Origin of the sequence: Agromyces sp. NPDC056965 (assembly GCF_042673425.1) — a bacterium.
GTDB lineage: Bacteria > Actinomycetota > Actinomycetes > Actinomycetales > Microbacteriaceae > Agromyces.
Map to the genome: position 1 here is coordinate 40657 of NZ_JBHURI010000019.1, position 13359 is coordinate 54015.

At 70.8% G+C, this 13359-nt stretch carries 13 protein-coding genes; 10 read left to right on the forward strand and 3 right to left on the reverse strand.

Annotated elements, in window-relative coordinates; all coding sequences use genetic code 11:
* Positions 1-11: 11 nt before the first annotated feature.
* Positions 12-422 carry a DUF4406 domain-containing protein gene (locus tag ACFTQE_RS07075; RefSeq protein WP_376924373.1) on the reverse strand — a complete coding sequence of 137 codons (411 nt, stop codon included), beginning with the start codon at positions 420-422 and terminating at the stop codon, positions 12-14.
* Between the two features lie 49 nt (positions 423-471).
* Here ACFTQE_RS07075 and ACFTQE_RS07080 point away from each other — a divergent pair, with 49 nt between their 5' ends.
* On the forward strand, positions 472-1227 hold the full coding sequence (locus ACFTQE_RS07080) for a DeoR/GlpR family DNA-binding transcription regulator (RefSeq protein ID WP_376924374.1): 756 nt from the start codon (positions 472-474) through the stop codon (positions 1225-1227).
* A gap of 89 nt (positions 1228-1316) precedes the next feature.
* A complete protein-coding gene (locus ACFTQE_RS07085; protein WP_376924375.1) occupies positions 1317-3365 on the forward strand; it encodes an elongation factor G in 2049 nt (682 codons plus the stop codon).
* Positions 3366-3377: 12 nt separating this feature from the next.
* Here the strand turns inward: ACFTQE_RS07085 and ACFTQE_RS07090 are convergent, their stop codons facing one another.
* Complete coding sequence (locus ACFTQE_RS07090; protein ID WP_376924376.1) at positions 3378-3827, reverse strand: redoxin domain-containing protein; 450 nt, start codon at positions 3825-3827, stop codon at positions 3378-3380.
* A gap of 90 nt (positions 3828-3917) precedes the next feature.
* Here ACFTQE_RS07090 and ACFTQE_RS07095 point away from each other — a divergent pair, with 90 nt between their 5' ends.
* Entirely contained in the window at positions 3918-4364 is a 447-nt protein-coding gene (locus ACFTQE_RS07095) for a MarR family winged helix-turn-helix transcriptional regulator (RefSeq protein WP_376924377.1), read from the forward strand.
* A gap of 30 nt (positions 4365-4394) precedes the next feature.
* On the opposite strand, the gene ACFTQE_RS07100 is transcribed toward ACFTQE_RS07095, so the two are convergent.
* Positions 4395-5807 carry an aminotransferase class I/II-fold pyridoxal phosphate-dependent enzyme gene (locus ACFTQE_RS07100; RefSeq protein WP_376924378.1) on the reverse strand — a complete coding sequence of 471 codons (1413 nt, stop codon included), beginning with the start codon at positions 5805-5807 and terminating at the stop codon, positions 4395-4397.
* A gap of 265 nt (positions 5808-6072) precedes the next feature.
* On the opposite strand from ACFTQE_RS07100, the gene ACFTQE_RS07105 reads away from it, so the two are divergent.
* The 7 genes from ACFTQE_RS07105 (at position 6073) to ACFTQE_RS07135 (ending at position 13340) form a co-directional block, all read left to right on the forward strand.
* Positions 6073-6921, forward strand: a complete 849-nt coding sequence (locus tag ACFTQE_RS07105) for a nitrilase-related carbon-nitrogen hydrolase (RefSeq protein WP_376924379.1) — start codon at positions 6073-6075, stop codon at positions 6919-6921.
* Between the two features lie 27 nt (positions 6922-6948).
* The gene (gene hydA, locus ACFTQE_RS07110; protein ID WP_376924380.1) at positions 6949-8385 is read left to right on the forward strand and encodes a dihydropyrimidinase; all 1437 of its coding nucleotides are present in this window, start codon (positions 6949-6951) and stop codon (positions 8383-8385) included.
* A 65-nt stretch (positions 8386-8450) separates the two neighbouring features.
* Positions 8451-9467, forward strand: a complete 1017-nt coding sequence (locus ACFTQE_RS07115) for a TIGR03842 family LLM class F420-dependent oxidoreductase (RefSeq protein ID WP_376924381.1) — start codon at positions 8451-8453, stop codon at positions 9465-9467.
* Entirely contained in the window at positions 9464-10423 is a 960-nt protein-coding gene (locus ACFTQE_RS07120; RefSeq protein ID WP_376924382.1) for an ABC transporter permease, read from the forward strand. The genes ACFTQE_RS07115 and ACFTQE_RS07120 overlap by 4 nt, the downstream gene beginning before the upstream one ends.
* Positions 10420-11286: an ABC transporter ATP-binding protein gene (locus ACFTQE_RS07125; protein WP_376924383.1), complete on the forward strand. Its 867-nt coding sequence runs from the start codon at positions 10420-10422 to the stop codon at positions 11284-11286. Before ACFTQE_RS07120 ends, ACFTQE_RS07125 begins: the two co-directional genes overlap by 4 nt.
* Positions 11286-12095, forward strand: coding sequence for an ABC transporter permease (locus ACFTQE_RS07130; RefSeq protein WP_376924384.1), 810 nt, complete (start codon positions 11286-11288; stop codon positions 12093-12095). Before ACFTQE_RS07125 ends, ACFTQE_RS07130 begins: the two co-directional genes overlap by 1 nt.
* Positions 12096-12176: 81 nt before the next feature.
* Positions 12177-13340, forward strand: a complete 1164-nt coding sequence (locus ACFTQE_RS07135) for an ABC transporter substrate-binding protein (RefSeq protein ID WP_376924385.1) — start codon at positions 12177-12179, stop codon at positions 13338-13340.
* The last annotated feature ends 19 nt before the right edge of the window (positions 13341-13359 follow it).

Genomic DNA, 13359 nt, shown 5'->3' on the forward strand with positions numbered 1-13359 from the left:
TGGTCCGGCGATCAGGCGGCGTCGGCTGCGGCGGCGAGCACCGGGATCTCGTCGATCGAGCGGTACACCGGGATGCCGCGCGCCTCGGCGATCCGCACGTCCTGGTCGGCGCCGTGCGAGGCCCCCTCGAGGCGGAGCACGGCGTCGCAGTGCTGCAGCAGGCGGTGGGCGGTCGTGTACATCACGTCGCCCTCGACGGGCGCTGCGTCGTCGAGGGATGCGTCAGGGCCCGAGGCATCCGTCGACCCGACCCGCAGGATGGGCAGCGCGACCCACTCGCCGATCATCGGCACGTGTCCGCGTTCGTAGATCGGCCAGGAGGCCTCCTCGAGGCGTTCGAGGTTGCGGGCGATGCGTGCGGGGTCGCCGTCGGTGCCCGAGCGGTAGGGGCCGGCGATGAGAATGAGCAGTGGTTTCGACATATCGGCCACCATAACGTGCAAGAATGTGTAGAAACAAGGAGGAACGTGCATGCTTACCGCGCAACGCCGTGAACTGCTGCTCGAACGGCTGCAGCGCGACGGACGCATCGTCGCCGCCGACGCCGCGGCCGATCTGGGCATCTCCGAGGACACGATCCGCCGCGACCTCCGCGAGCTCGCGGCGGCGGGCCTCTGCCAGCGCGTGTACGGGGGAGCGCTGCCCTCGTCGCCGGCCACCTCGCCGTACGAGGCGCGCACCCGCATCGAGCCCGAGAGCAAGCACCGCATCGCGGCGGCGGCCGCAGCCCTCATCGAGCCCGGCGCGACCGTGTTGCTCGACGGCGGCACGAGCACGCTCGCGCTCGTGGGCGCGTTGCCCCGCTCGCTGCACGCGACGGTCATCACCCACAGCCCGACGATCGCCGTGGCGCTCGCCGAGCACGAGCACGTCGAGCTGCAGCTCATCGGCGGTCGGGTCTACCGGCACTCGATGGTCACGTGCGGCGCGATCGCCGTCGAGGCGCTGCGGGACGTCAGCGCCGACCTGTTCTTCCTCGGCGTCACCGGAGTGCACGCCGAGGCGGGCCTCACGACCGGCGACGCCGAGGAGGCGGCGATGAAGCGCGCACTCGCCCGGTCGGCCGCCGAGACCTATGTGCTCGCGAGCACCGAGAAGATCGGCGCCGCCTCGACCTACCGCGTGCTGCCGCTCGACGAGGTGGCCGGCGTCGTGACCGACGCCGATGCGGCGTCGCCGGCGATGCGCGGGCTCGAGCGCGCCGGGGTGCGGTTCATCCCGGCCTGACCGCGGACTGCGGCCCGCCGAGGGCTGGCGCTCATCGCCCGCCGGGTACACCATTGGACGGACAGCACCGCACCGGCGCGGGAGGCCCAATGAACTCGGCATCGACCCCGACCCACCGGACCGTCGCCCTCGTGGGCGGAGCGGGTTCCGGCAAGACGACCCTGCTCGAAGCGCTCCTGCTGCGCGCCGGCGCGATCCCGCGCGCGGGCAGCGTCGAGCAGGGCACCACCATCGGCGACCACGAGCCCGAGGAGATCGCGAGGGGCATGTCCCTCGGGCTCTCGCTCGCGCACCTGGCGTGGACCGCGCCCGACGGCGGCGAGCACGCCATGACCTTCGCCGATGCGCCGGGGCATCCCGACTTCATCGGCGGCCTCGACACGGCACTGGCGGTGGCGGATGCCGCGGTGCTGACCGTGAGCGCGATCGACGGCGTGACCGCGGGCACGCGATCCGCCTGGGCCGCCGCGCAGGCGGCGCGGGTGCCGCTCATCATCGTCATCACCCAGGAGGACAAGGCCCGCGCCGACTTCCGCCGGGTGCTCGACGAGCTGCGCGAGGCGTTCGGCGATCGCCTCGTGGCGCTCGAGCTGCCGCTCGGCGAGGAGCACGACTTCACGGCGCTCGCGGATGTGCTCAGCGAGCGGGCCCTCGTCTACGACGAGGCGGGGCGCCATCACGACGAATCGCTACCTCCGGCGGTCGAGGCCGAGGAGCATCGCCTGCACGTCGAGGTGACCGAGGAGATCGTGTCGCACGACGACGAGCAGCTCGAGGCGTACCTCGATGGGCGCGAGCCCGCGGCATCCGACCTCGAGCGCACCCTCGCCCGTGAAGTGGCGACCGGTGCGGCGATCCCGGTGGTCGTGTGCTCCGCGGTGACCGGCACCGGCGTCGATCGGGTCGCCGATCTGGTGTGCGCGCTGGCGCCGTCGGCGCTCGAGCACGACAGCCGCATCGTGATGGGCGGCACGGAGGTCGCCGTCGCCCCGAACCCCGACGGCGAGACCCTGCTGCACGTCTTCCGCACCGTGGCCGACCCGTTCGTCGGGCAGGTGTCGACGTTCAAGGTGCTGTCCGGCGTCGTGCACCCGAGCGACCGGCTGACCAACGCCACGACCGGCGCAGACGAGCGACTGCACGGGCTCTTCCGGCTGCGGGGAGCCGAGCACCTGCCCGCCGACGTGCTGCGCGCCGGTGACGTCGGAGCGGTCGCCAAGCTCACGGGGTCGCCGTCGGGAACGCTGCTGTGGACTCGGTCCAACGGCACCGCGCAGCCGGCTGCGCTGCCGCGGCGCGACCCGGTGTACGCGGTGAGCCTCGAGCCGATGACCCAGTCCGACGACGAGAAGCTCATGGCCTCGCTCGGCCGCATCGTCGCCGAGGATCCCACGCTCGTGATCGACCGCACGGGCGGCGCGGCGATCCTCCGCGGGCTCGGCGACACGCACGTCGCCGTCGCGATCGAGCGGCTCGCCCGCGTGTTCGGGGTGCACGTCACGACCTCGCCGTCGCCGATCGCCTACCGGGAGACGATCGCGGGCCGGGCCGAGGTCGAGGGGCGGCTGAAGAAGCAGTCGGGCGGCCACGGCCAGTTCGCCGTGGTGCAGCTGCGGGTCACGCCGCTGCCGCTCGGCGGCGGGTTCGAGTACGTCGACTCCGTCGTCGGCGGCGCCGTGCCGCGTTCGTACATCCCGGCCGTCGAGAAGGGCGCGCGCGATGCCCTCGCGGCGGGCGGGCCGCAGGGGCATCCGGTGGTCGACGTGCGGGTCGAGCTGGTCGACGGCAAGTCTCACTCGGTCGACTCGTCGGACATGGCCTTCCGCACGGCCGCGTCGATCGGCGTGAAGGCGGCGCTCGCCGAGGCGGGCACGGTGCTGCTCGAGCCGGTCTCGCTCGTGACCGTGACGGTGCCGAGCGAGCTGCAGGGCACGGTGCTGACCGACCTGTCGGGCCGACGCGGGCGGGTCACGACGACCGAGGTGGTCGGTGACGGCCGGGCGCGCATCGTGGCGAACGTGCCGGAGGCCGAACTCGGCCGCTACGTGCTCGACCTGCGCTCGATCACGGCGGGCCACGCCGAGCTCACGATGAGCCCCGACCACTACGCGAGGGTGCCGGGCGGCGCGAAGTCGTGACGGGCGCCTCGATCAGTCGAGTGCGCTGAGGATCTCGCGCCGGGAGAAGCTCGCCGTCGGAAGGGCGCTCGTCCGCTGCGCGAGCACGCGGCCGCTGCCGTCGACGACGAAGGTGCCGCTGTGCTGCAGGGAGAGGAATCGGCCGAGTCCGACGTCGCGGTGATGCTCACCCGACGCGAACACGTCGAGTGTCGTGCGCCGGGCGACCTCTGCGGCCTCCGCCGCGCTGCCCGGGGTGATGACGATTCCACGTGCGCCGCGCAGCAGGCCGGCATCCGACATCCGCTGCAGCTCGCGCACGTGCGCGCGGCAGACCGGGCACGTGCTCGACCGCATGAAGAACACGACCGCGCCGCGAGCGCCGAGGTCGTCCATCACGCGAGAGGCGGCGCCCGCCGCATCGACCACCGGAATGTTCGGAAGCGCGTCGCCGAGCGCGGGAACCGCGATCGTGTCTGACATCGATGACCTCGAATCTGGGAGGATCGCCGGTAGGAAACCGGGTTGCGTTAATAGTCAACCGGGTTGCCTATCTTGTCAAGGAGGTTGCCTATGTACGGTGACGCGTTGCGCGAGTTCGACGAGGCCAGCCGCCTCGATCTCACCCACACGATCGGCGCGGTCTCGCGAACGCTGACGGCTGCGATCTTCGAGCGACTGGCCGAGCGGGGCTTCGGCGACGTGCACCAGGCTCATGTCGCCGTCTTCTCCGCGCTCGATCCCGAGGGGACCCGGGTCTCGACGCTCGCCGCCCGAGCCGGCATCAGCCGCCAGGCCATGAGCGCCCTCGTGCGCACCGTCGCCGCGGCCGGCTACGTCACGACGGAGTCCGACCCGACCGACCAGCGCGCCACGATCGTGCGACTGGATCGCCGCGGAGCCGAGTTCTGTCGGGCAGCCGTCGTGGCATCGGCCGAGGCGAACGCCCGGATCGAACAGTCGCTCGGCCCGGCCGAGACCGCCCGGCTCCGGGACATCCTGCTCATTCTCGGCGAATAGGCGCGGCCGGTCCTCGCCGAGGCGCCCCGGTCAGTACCCGCCAGCCACGACGTGCTGCGCGGCCGTCGCGAGCGCATCGGCGACCTCGTCGACGTCATCGCGCACCATGCCGACGGTGACCCGCACGAAGTCGCCGCCGGGGCGTGAGCGCCCGTTGCCCGCACCCGCCGCACCGTTGCCCGACGCCGCGAGGAACGGCGTGCCCGCCGCCACTCGCATGCCCGACGCCGCGAGCTGCACGAGCGCCGAGCGCTCGCTGAGCACCGGCATCCACAGGTTCACGCCGTCGGCCGCCGCGACCGGCACGCCGCGCTCCCGGAGGGCGTCGCCGAGCGCGCGCTGCCGCGTGAAGTACTGCCGCCGCGCCTCGGCGACGTCGTCGAGCGAGGTGCCGTCGGTGAGCAGGTCGAGCAGGATCGTCTGCAGCATCCGCGAGGTCCAGCCGGGGCCGAGCATGCGCCGGGCGGCGATGCGGTCGACGAGGTCGCGGGGGCCGCCGACGGCGGCGATGCGGAGGTCGGGGCCGTGCGACTTCGAGAAGCTGCGCACGTGCACGACCTGCTCGGGGAGCCACGTGCCGAGCGTCACGTCGCCGGCGGTCGAGATCATGCCCGAGTGGTCGTCTTCGATGACGACGACGTCGCCGGCGCGTTCGGCCGAGCGGATGACCCGCGCCAGCGCCTCGGCCCGGCCGAGCGTCATCGACGCTCCGGTGGGGTTCTGCGCCCGTGGCTGCAGCAGCACCGCGACGGGCTGTTGATGCAGCGCCCGGGCGAGCCCCTCGGGTGTCATGCCTGCCTCATCGACCGCGACCGGCACGGCTTCGGCGCCGAGCAGGTCGAGGAGGTCGAGGAACGGCGGGAACCCGGGGCTCTCGACGACGACCCGGTCGCCGTAGCGGACGACCTCGTCGAGGGTGCGCGAGATCGCGTCGAGGGCGCCGTCGACGACCATGATCGTCTCGACGTCCGACGGCCAGGAGTCGGCGAGCACCGCGGCGAGCCCCGGGATCACGGGCTCGGCCTGGTAGCTGCCTGTCTCGGCGCGCGCCGAGACCCGGGAGAGCGCCGGGCCGAGGGCCGGTAGCAGGAGCGGGTCGGGCGTGCCGCGCGAGAGGTCGAGGCGCACGGGGTCGTTCGGGGCGGCCATGCCGCGCATGCGGGGGGCCAGCCAGCCCTGCGAGAGCGGCCGCACGAAGCTGCCGGCACGCCCGCGCGACTCGATGAGCCCGGTGCGCGAGAGCGCCTGCCAGGCCTGGCTCACGGTCGCCGGGCTGACGCCGAGCTCGCTCGCGAGCTCCCGCACGGTCGGCAGCCGAGTGCCGGCGGCCAGCTCGCCCGAGTTCACGAGCCGCGCGATCACCCCGGCGATGCCGCGCGGGGTCGTCTCGCCGAACTCCGCGAGCGCGATGAGCTCCGCGCCCTCCAGTCGAACCGCCGTCATTCGTGATCCATTCACATGAATACCTGACACGACCATTGCCTCCTCACGACGTGAGGGACAAGATAAGTAACCACAACGTCACAGTGTGAAACACAAGAGAAATGTTCACGCCGAACAATAACAGAACGGGTCGCGCACCCGTTCGGGAGCTCCGGACGAAGCGGTCCGCGAGCACAGCCTCGGCGTCACAGCACCACCCGGTGAGCACCTCCGTTCCACGCCCATCGAGTGCACGGCAATGACGCCGACCGACTCAGGAGGCAACATGACGATCGTCCGAGCGGCCATCACGCAGACGACCTGGACCGGCGACAAGGAGTCCATGCTCGACAAGCACGAGCAGTTCGCCCGCGATGCGAAGGCGCAGGGCGCCCAGGTCATCTGCTTCCAGGAGCTCTTCTACGGCCCGTACTTCGGCATCACCGAAGACGTGAAGTACTACGACTACGCCGAGCCGGCCGATGGCCCGATCGTGCAGCGCTTCGCCCAGCTCGCGAAGGAGCTCGGCATGGTCATGGTGCTGCCGATCTACGAGGAGGAGCAGCCGGGGGTCTACTACAACACCGCCGTCGTCGTCGACGCCGACGGCACGATCCTCGGCTCGTACCGCAAGCACCACATCCCGAACCTCGACAAGTTCTGGGAGAAGTTCTACTTCCGCCCCGGCAACCTCGGCTACCCCGTGTTCGACACGGCCGTCGGCCCGATCGGCGTGTACATCTGCTACGACCGGCACTTCCCCGAGGGTTGGCGCGAGCTCGGCCTGAACGGCGCGCAGATCGTCTTCAACCCCAACGCGACGAAGCCCGGTCTCTCGAACCGCCTCTGGGAGATCGAGCAGCCGGCCGCCGCCGCCGCGAACGGCTACTTCGTGGCCGCGGCCAACCGCGTCGGCCTGGAAGACAACGAGTACGGCGACCTCGCCGTGAACTTCTACGGCAAGAGCCAGTTCGTCGACCCGCAGGGCAACATCGTCGGCGAGTACGGCTCGGAGTCCGCCGAGGAGGTCGTCGTGCGAGACCTCGACCTCGACATGATCCGGAACGTGCGCAACGCCTGGCAGTTCTACCGCGACCGCCGCCCCGATTCCTACACCTCCATCCCCAAGCCGTAACCCGACGAGCCACGCGAAGGAGCGAACATGACCACCACCCTCATCACCGGCGGCACCGTCGTGAGTGCGACCGGTCGCGCCGCCGCCGATGTGCTCGTCGACGGCGAGACGATCCGCGCCGTGCTCGAGCCGGGCGCCGCAGTGCTGGGCACGGATGTCGCGGCATCCGTCGACCGGGTGATCGACGCGACCGGCAAGTACGTCATCCCCGGCGGCATCGACGCGCACACCCACATGCAGCTGCCGTTCGGCGGCACCGAGGCATCCGACACCTTCGAGACCGGAACCCGGGCGGCCGCGTGGGGCGGCACGACCTCGATCATCGACTTCGCGGTGCAGACCTACGGGCAGCGCATCGAGGACGGGCTCGCGGCGTGGCACGAGAAGGCGGCCGGCAACTGCGCGATCGACTACGGCTTCCACCAGATCGTCGGCGACGTGAACGAGGCGTCGCTCGCGACCCTGCGGCGGCTGCCCGACGAGGGCATCACGAGCTTCAAGATGTTCATGGCCTACCCGGGCGTCTTCTACTCCGACGACGCCCAGATCCTGAAGGCCATGCAGGTGTCGCGTGACACCGGCATGCTCACGATGATGCACGCCGAGAACGGCCCGGCGATCGACGTGCTCGCGGCCCAGCTCGTGGAGCAGGGCCGCACCGACCCGTTCTACCACGGCGTCGCCCGCGCCTGGGAGATGGAGGAGGAGGCCACGCATCGCGCGATCATGCTCGCGAAGCTCACGGGCGCCCCGCTCTACATCGTGCACGTGTCGGCGAAGCAGGCCGTCGAGCAGCTCGCCTGGGCGCGCGACAAGGGCCAGAACGTCTACGGCGAGACCTGCCCGCAGTACCTCTACCTGAGCCTCGAAGACCAGCTGGGCGCCAAGGGCGAGCAGTGGGGCTCGTTCGAGGGGGCGAAGTGGGTCTGCTCGACGCCGCTCCGCTCTCGTGAAGAGGGCCACCAGGACTCGATGTGGCAGGCGCTGCGCACGAACGACCTGCAGATGGTCTCGACCGACCACTGCCCGTTCTGCATGAAGGACCAGAAGGAGCTCGGCCTCGGCGACTTCCGCAAGATCCCGAACGGCATCGGGTCGATCGAGCACCGCATGGACCTCATGTACCAGGGCGTCGTCACCGGCGAGATCACCCTCGAGCGCTGGGTCGAGCTCACGTCCACGACGCCCGCCCGCATGTTCGGGCTGTACGGCACCAAGGGCGTCATCCAGCCGGGCGCCGACGCCGACATCGTCGTCTACGACCCGAACGGCCACACCTCGATCGGGCTCGAGAAGACGCACCACATGAACATGGACTACTCCGCGTGGGAGGGCTACGAGATCGACGGCCACGTCGACACGGTCCTCAGCCGCGGCAAGGTCATCGTCGACGGTGACCAGTACCTCGGTGCGAAGGGCGACGGCCGGTTCCTGAGGCGCGGCCTCAGCCAGTACCTGATCTGACGCAGTCCTCATCCGACGCCGGCGCCGCGCCGACGCAGAACCCGACACGAAGGAAGGGAGCACGGATGGAATTCGGAGCGGTCCTGCAGACCAACCCCCCGGCATCGCGCACCATCCAGCTCGCGAAGCTCGCCGAGAACCACGGGTTCACGCACGTGTGGACCTTCGACTCGCACCTGCTCTGGCAGGAGCCCTACGTCATCTACAGCCAGATCCTCGCCGAGACCCGCAAGGTCAAGGTGGGGCCGTTCGTCACCAACCCGGCGACGCGCGACTGGACGGTGACGGCGTCGATCTTCGCGACCCTCAACGAGATGTACGGCAACCGCACGGTCTGCGGCATCGGCCGCGGCGACTCGGCGGTGCGCGTCACCAACGGCAAGCCGACGACGATCGCCGAGCTCCGCGAAGCGATCCACGTGATCCGCGAGCTCGCCAACTCCCGCCCGGTCGAGTACCACGGCTCGCAGCTCCAGTTCCCGTGGAGCCACGGTTCGGAGCTCGAGGTGTGGGTCGCCGCGTACGGCCCGATGGCGCTGAAGCTCACGGGCGAGGTGGGCGACGGATTCATCCTGCAGCTCGCCGACGTCGACATCGCCGAGTGGATGATCAAGCATGTGCGCGACGCGGCGGAGGCCGCCGGTCGTGACCCGATGTCGATCAAGTTCTGCGTCGCCGCGCCCATGTACATCGGCGACGACTGGGAGCACATGCGCGATCAGTGCCGCTGGTTCGGCGGCATGGTCGGCAACCACGTCGCCGACATCGTCGCGAAGTACGGCGCGCACGGGGCGGTGCCCGATGCGCTCACCGACTACATCAAGGCCCGCGAGGGCTACGACTACAACGAGCACGGCCGCACGGGCAACGTGCACACGAGCTTCGTGCCCGACGAGATCGTCGACCGGTTCTGCGTGCTCGGCACCGCCGACCAGCACATCGAGAAGCTCGAGCGGCTGAAGGCGCTCGGCGTCGACCAGTTCGCCGGCTACCTCCAGCACGACAACAAGGAGGAGACGCTGCGGGTCTACGGCGAGACCGTGATCCCGGCGCTCTCCGAGCACCTCACGGCGAAGGCATGATCGAGACCGGCGTGCGCGAGACGAGGGCGACGGATGCCGCGGCGCCGCCGTCGGGTCCGCGAGCGCCGCGTCGCCCGGGGCGGGCGGGCCGCGAGCTCGGCCGCTGGGCATGGGGCCTCGCCGGCATCCTCGTCATCGCGCTCGTCTGGGAGGGCTACAAGCTGCTGGGGCCGGCCGACGGCGTGGTGCTCGGCGGCCTCCGGGTGCTGCCGCGCACGACCGACCTCGCGATGCCCCACGTCTGGGACATGGGCGCGCGCCTCGCCGCGCCGGTGACCCGGGCCGACGACGCGCTGCCGCTCTGGAGCGTCGTCGCGCTCGCCGCGCTCACGACGCTCGGCATCGCCGCGGCCGGATGGCTCGTGGGCGTCGTCGTCGGCATCGGCCTCGCACTCGTGATGCAGCGCTGGCGCATCGCCGAGTGGGGGCTGCTGCCGTGGATCGTGCTCAGCCAGACCGTGCCGCTCATCGCCTTCGCGCCCGTCGTGAAGAGCTGGGGCTCGCGCGTCGAGATCGGCTCGTTCGAGTGGCAGGACTGGATGTCGGTCGCCCTCATCGCGAGCTACCTCGCCTTCTTCCCGATCGCGATCGGTGCGCTGAAGGGCCTGCAGTCTCCCGACCGCATCCACACCGAGCTCATGCAGACCTACGCCGCCGGCTACTGGCAGACGCTCGTGAAGCTCCGCTTCCCGGCATCCGTGCCCTACCTGCTGCCCGCGCTCCGGCTCGGTGCCGCGAACGCGGTGATCGGCGCCGTCGTGGCCGAGGTGTCGACGGGCCTGCAGGGCGGCATCGGCCGCATCCTGATCCAGTTCGCGGGGCAGGCGTCGGGCGACCCGGCGAAGGCGTGGGGGCCGATCTTCGGCTCGATCGTGCTCGGGCTCGTGGCCGCGGGGTCGGTCGCGCTCCTCGGCGTGATCCTCAGGAACTACCGACGAACGGAGGAGGCGGCATGACGGACGCGACGCCCGCAGGGGTGCAGGTCGGCGCAGTCGAGATCAGCGGGGTCGACAAGGTCTTCGAGACCCGATCCGGCCAGGTGCAGGCGCTCGACGCGGTCGATCTCACGGTCGCGCCCGGCGAGTTCGTCTCGCTGATCGGCCCGAGCGGCTGCGGCAAGTCCACGCTCATGCGCCTCGTGGCCGATCTCGACCAGCCGAGTGCCGGCCGGGTCTCGGTCTTCGGCAAGACGGCGAAGCAGGCGCGGCTCGACCAGGAGTACGGCATCGCCTTCCAGCAGGCGGGCCTCCTGCCGTGGCGCACCGTCGCGGGCAACGTCGCGCTGCCGCTCGAACTGCACGGCGCGCCATCTTCTCGGCAGGATCGGAGCGGCGGTGCTCGCAGCGTTCGAGTCGCCGAACTGCTCGACATGGTCGGCCTCTCCGACTTCGCCGACCGCTACCCCGACCAGCTCTCGGGCGGCATGCAGCAGCGCGTGGCGATCGCCCGCGCGCTCGCCGAGCAGCCGCGGCTGCTGCTCATGGACGAGCCGTTCGGCGCGCTCGACGAGATGACGCGCGAGAAGATGCAGACCGAACTCGTGCGCATCTCGGCCGAGACCGGCGCGGCCGTCGTCTTCGTGACGCACTCCATCCCCGAGGCGGTGTTCCTCTCCGATCGGGTCGTCGTGATGTCGCCGCGCCCCGGCCGCATCCAGGAGATCGTGCCGATGCGCCTCGGCGCCGACGCGCAACGGGCCGCCCGCACCGAGGAGCTCCGCGAGGAGCGCGGCTTCTTCGACATGGTCACCGCGGTGCGCGAGGCGCTGCACGGCGGCTCGCCGGTCGCGGCGGGCGCGCGCGGAGTGGAGAACCGCTGATGTCGACCGTCGTCGCGCGCACGGGCATGAGCCCCCGAACCGAGACGACGCTGCGCATCGTCGCCCCGATCTCGGTCGGCCTCATCGTGCTGGGCGTGTGGCAGTTCCTCGTGAGCGTCGTCGGCGTCAGCGACTACCTTCTGCCGAGCCCCGCGTCGATCGTCGAGGAGCTCATCGCCTACTGGCCGTCGGTCGTGCAGGCGACGCTGCTCACGGGCACCAACGCCCTGCTCGGCCTCATCGTCGGCTCGATCTTCGGCATCGCGGTCGCCGCGCTCGCCGCGAGATGGCGGCCGATCGACCGCATGAGCGCGCCCGTCGTCGCCTCGCTCGCCGTCATCCCGATCGTCGCCCTCGCCCCGGTGCTGAACTCGATGTTCGGCGCCGACAGCCAGTTCGGGCGCCAGGCGATCGCCGCACTCGCCTCGTTCGTGCCGGTCTTCATCAACACCCTGCGCGGGTTCCGGCAGACGACGCCCGTGCATCGCGACCTGATGAAGGCGTACGCCGCGAGCTCCGGCCAGGTGCTGCGCACGCTCACCCTGCCGACCGCGCGGCCGTTCATCCTCACCGGCATCCGCATCGCCTCGTCGCTCGCCGTGATCTCCGCGCTCGTGGCCGAGTACTTCGGCGGGCCGCGCGGCGGCCTCGGCGGGCTCATCTCGACGTCGGCCGCATCGAGCGCCTACGCCCGGGCCTGGGCGTACGTCGTGGCATCCATCGCCCTCGGCCTCCTCTTCTACCTCGCGACGCTCGGCCTCGAACGGCTGCTGCAGCGTCGCGGACCGCGGGAGCAGCGCAGCCCCTGACGCCAGGCCTCGGCCGTCGCCATCGGCGACCCGACGGAACGCACCAACCCACACCATCGCACCGCAAACGAAAGGACCGACATGAACCACAGCAGACGTCGCTTCGCGACGATCGGCGGCGCGCTCGCCGTCTCGGCGGCGCTCGTCCTCACCGCATGCTCGGGATCCGGCGACGGGTCCGACGGCGCATCCGACAACGCGTCGGGCTCCGGCGACCTCACCTCGGTGAAGCTCCAGCTCCAGTGGCTGCCGCAGGGCCAGTTCGCCGGCTACTTCGCGGCCGTCGACCAGGGCTACTTCGAAGAGGAGGGGCTGGATGTCGAGATCATCCCCTCGGGCGGCGACATCGTGCCGCAGGACGCGCTCGCCAATGGCGACGTCGACTACGCGATCGCCTGGGTGCCGAAGGTGCTCGGCTCGATCGAGCAGGGCGCGAACCTCACCAACATCGCCCAGATCTTCCAGAAGTCGGGCACCCTGCAGGTGTCGTGGGCCGACTCGGGCATCGACTCCGTCGCCGACTTCGAAGGCAAGAAGATCGGCTCGTGGGGCTTCGGCAACGAGTGGGAGATCTTCGCGGCGATGGCCGCGGAGGGCCTCGACTCCTCGACCGTGCAGATCATCACGCAGGACTTCAACATGAACGCCTTCCTGCAGGGCGACATCGACGCGGCCCAGGCGATGACCTACAACGAGTACGCGCAGCTGCTCGAGACGCCGAACCCCGACACGGGCGAGCTCTACCAGCCCGAGGATTTCAACGTCATCTCGTACCAGGACACGGTCGGCGCCATGCTGCAGGACGCGATCTGGGCCGACACCGAGCGCCTCGAGAGCGATGAGGCCTACCAGGACACGACGGTCGCGTTCCTGAAGGCCGTCATCAAGGGCTGGATCTACGCCGCGGAGAACCCCGAGGAGGCGTCGGAGATCACGATCGCCGAGGGCTCCGGCTGGGGTCCGAGCCACGAGCTCTGGATGGTCAACGAGACGAACAAGCTCATCTGGCCGGCGCCCGACGGCATCGGCATGATCGACGAGTCCGCGTGGGACGCGACCGTGAAGGGCGCGCTCAGCGCCGTCAACGAGTCGGGCGCGAGCCCCATCACCGAGGAGCCGCCGGCGTCGGCCTGGTCGAACGAGTGGATAACGAAGGCGCTCGACGAGCTGAAGGCCGACGGCGTCGACGTCACCGGCGAGGGCTTCGAACCGATCGAGGTCGAACTCACCGAGGGCGGCAACTAGCGAGCGGTTGCCGCGCGGC

Coding starts and splice junctions, on each gene's coding strand:
- hydA (WP_376924380.1), top strand. CDS start 6,949: ATGACCACCACCCTCATCACCGGCGGCACCGTCGTGAGTGCGACCGGT.
- ACFTQE_RS07095 (WP_376924377.1), top strand. CDS start 3,918: ATGTACGGTGACGCGTTGCGCGAGTTCGACGAGGCCAGCCGCCTCGAT.
- ACFTQE_RS07120 (WP_376924382.1), top strand. CDS start 9,464: ATGATCGAGACCGGCGTGCGCGAGACGAGGGCGACGGATGCCGCGGCG.
- ACFTQE_RS07080 (WP_376924374.1), top strand. CDS start 472: ATGCTTACCGCGCAACGCCGTGAACTGCTGCTCGAACGGCTGCAGCGC.
- ACFTQE_RS07115 (WP_376924381.1), top strand. CDS start 8,451: ATGGAATTCGGAGCGGTCCTGCAGACCAACCCCCCGGCATCGCGCACC.
- ACFTQE_RS07125 (WP_376924383.1), top strand. CDS start 10,420: ATGACGGACGCGACGCCCGCAGGGGTGCAGGTCGGCGCAGTCGAGATC.
- ACFTQE_RS07135 (WP_376924385.1), top strand. CDS start 12,177: ATGAACCACAGCAGACGTCGCTTCGCGACGATCGGCGGCGCGCTCGCC.
- ACFTQE_RS07100 (WP_376924378.1), bottom strand. CDS start 5,807: ATGACGGCGGTTCGACTGGAGGGCGCGGAGCTCATCGCGCTCGCGGAG.
- ACFTQE_RS07130 (WP_376924384.1), top strand. CDS start 11,286: ATGTCGACCGTCGTCGCGCGCACGGGCATGAGCCCCCGAACCGAGACG.
- ACFTQE_RS07105 (WP_376924379.1), top strand. CDS start 6,073: ATGACGATCGTCCGAGCGGCCATCACGCAGACGACCTGGACCGGCGAC.
- ACFTQE_RS07085 (WP_376924375.1), top strand. CDS start 1,317: ATGAACTCGGCATCGACCCCGACCCACCGGACCGTCGCCCTCGTGGGC.
- ACFTQE_RS07075 (WP_376924373.1), bottom strand. CDS start 422: ATGTCGAAACCACTGCTCATTCTCATCGCCGGCCCCTACCGCTCGGGC.
- ACFTQE_RS07090 (WP_376924376.1), bottom strand. CDS start 3,827: ATGTCAGACACGATCGCGGTTCCCGCGCTCGGCGACGCGCTTCCGAAC.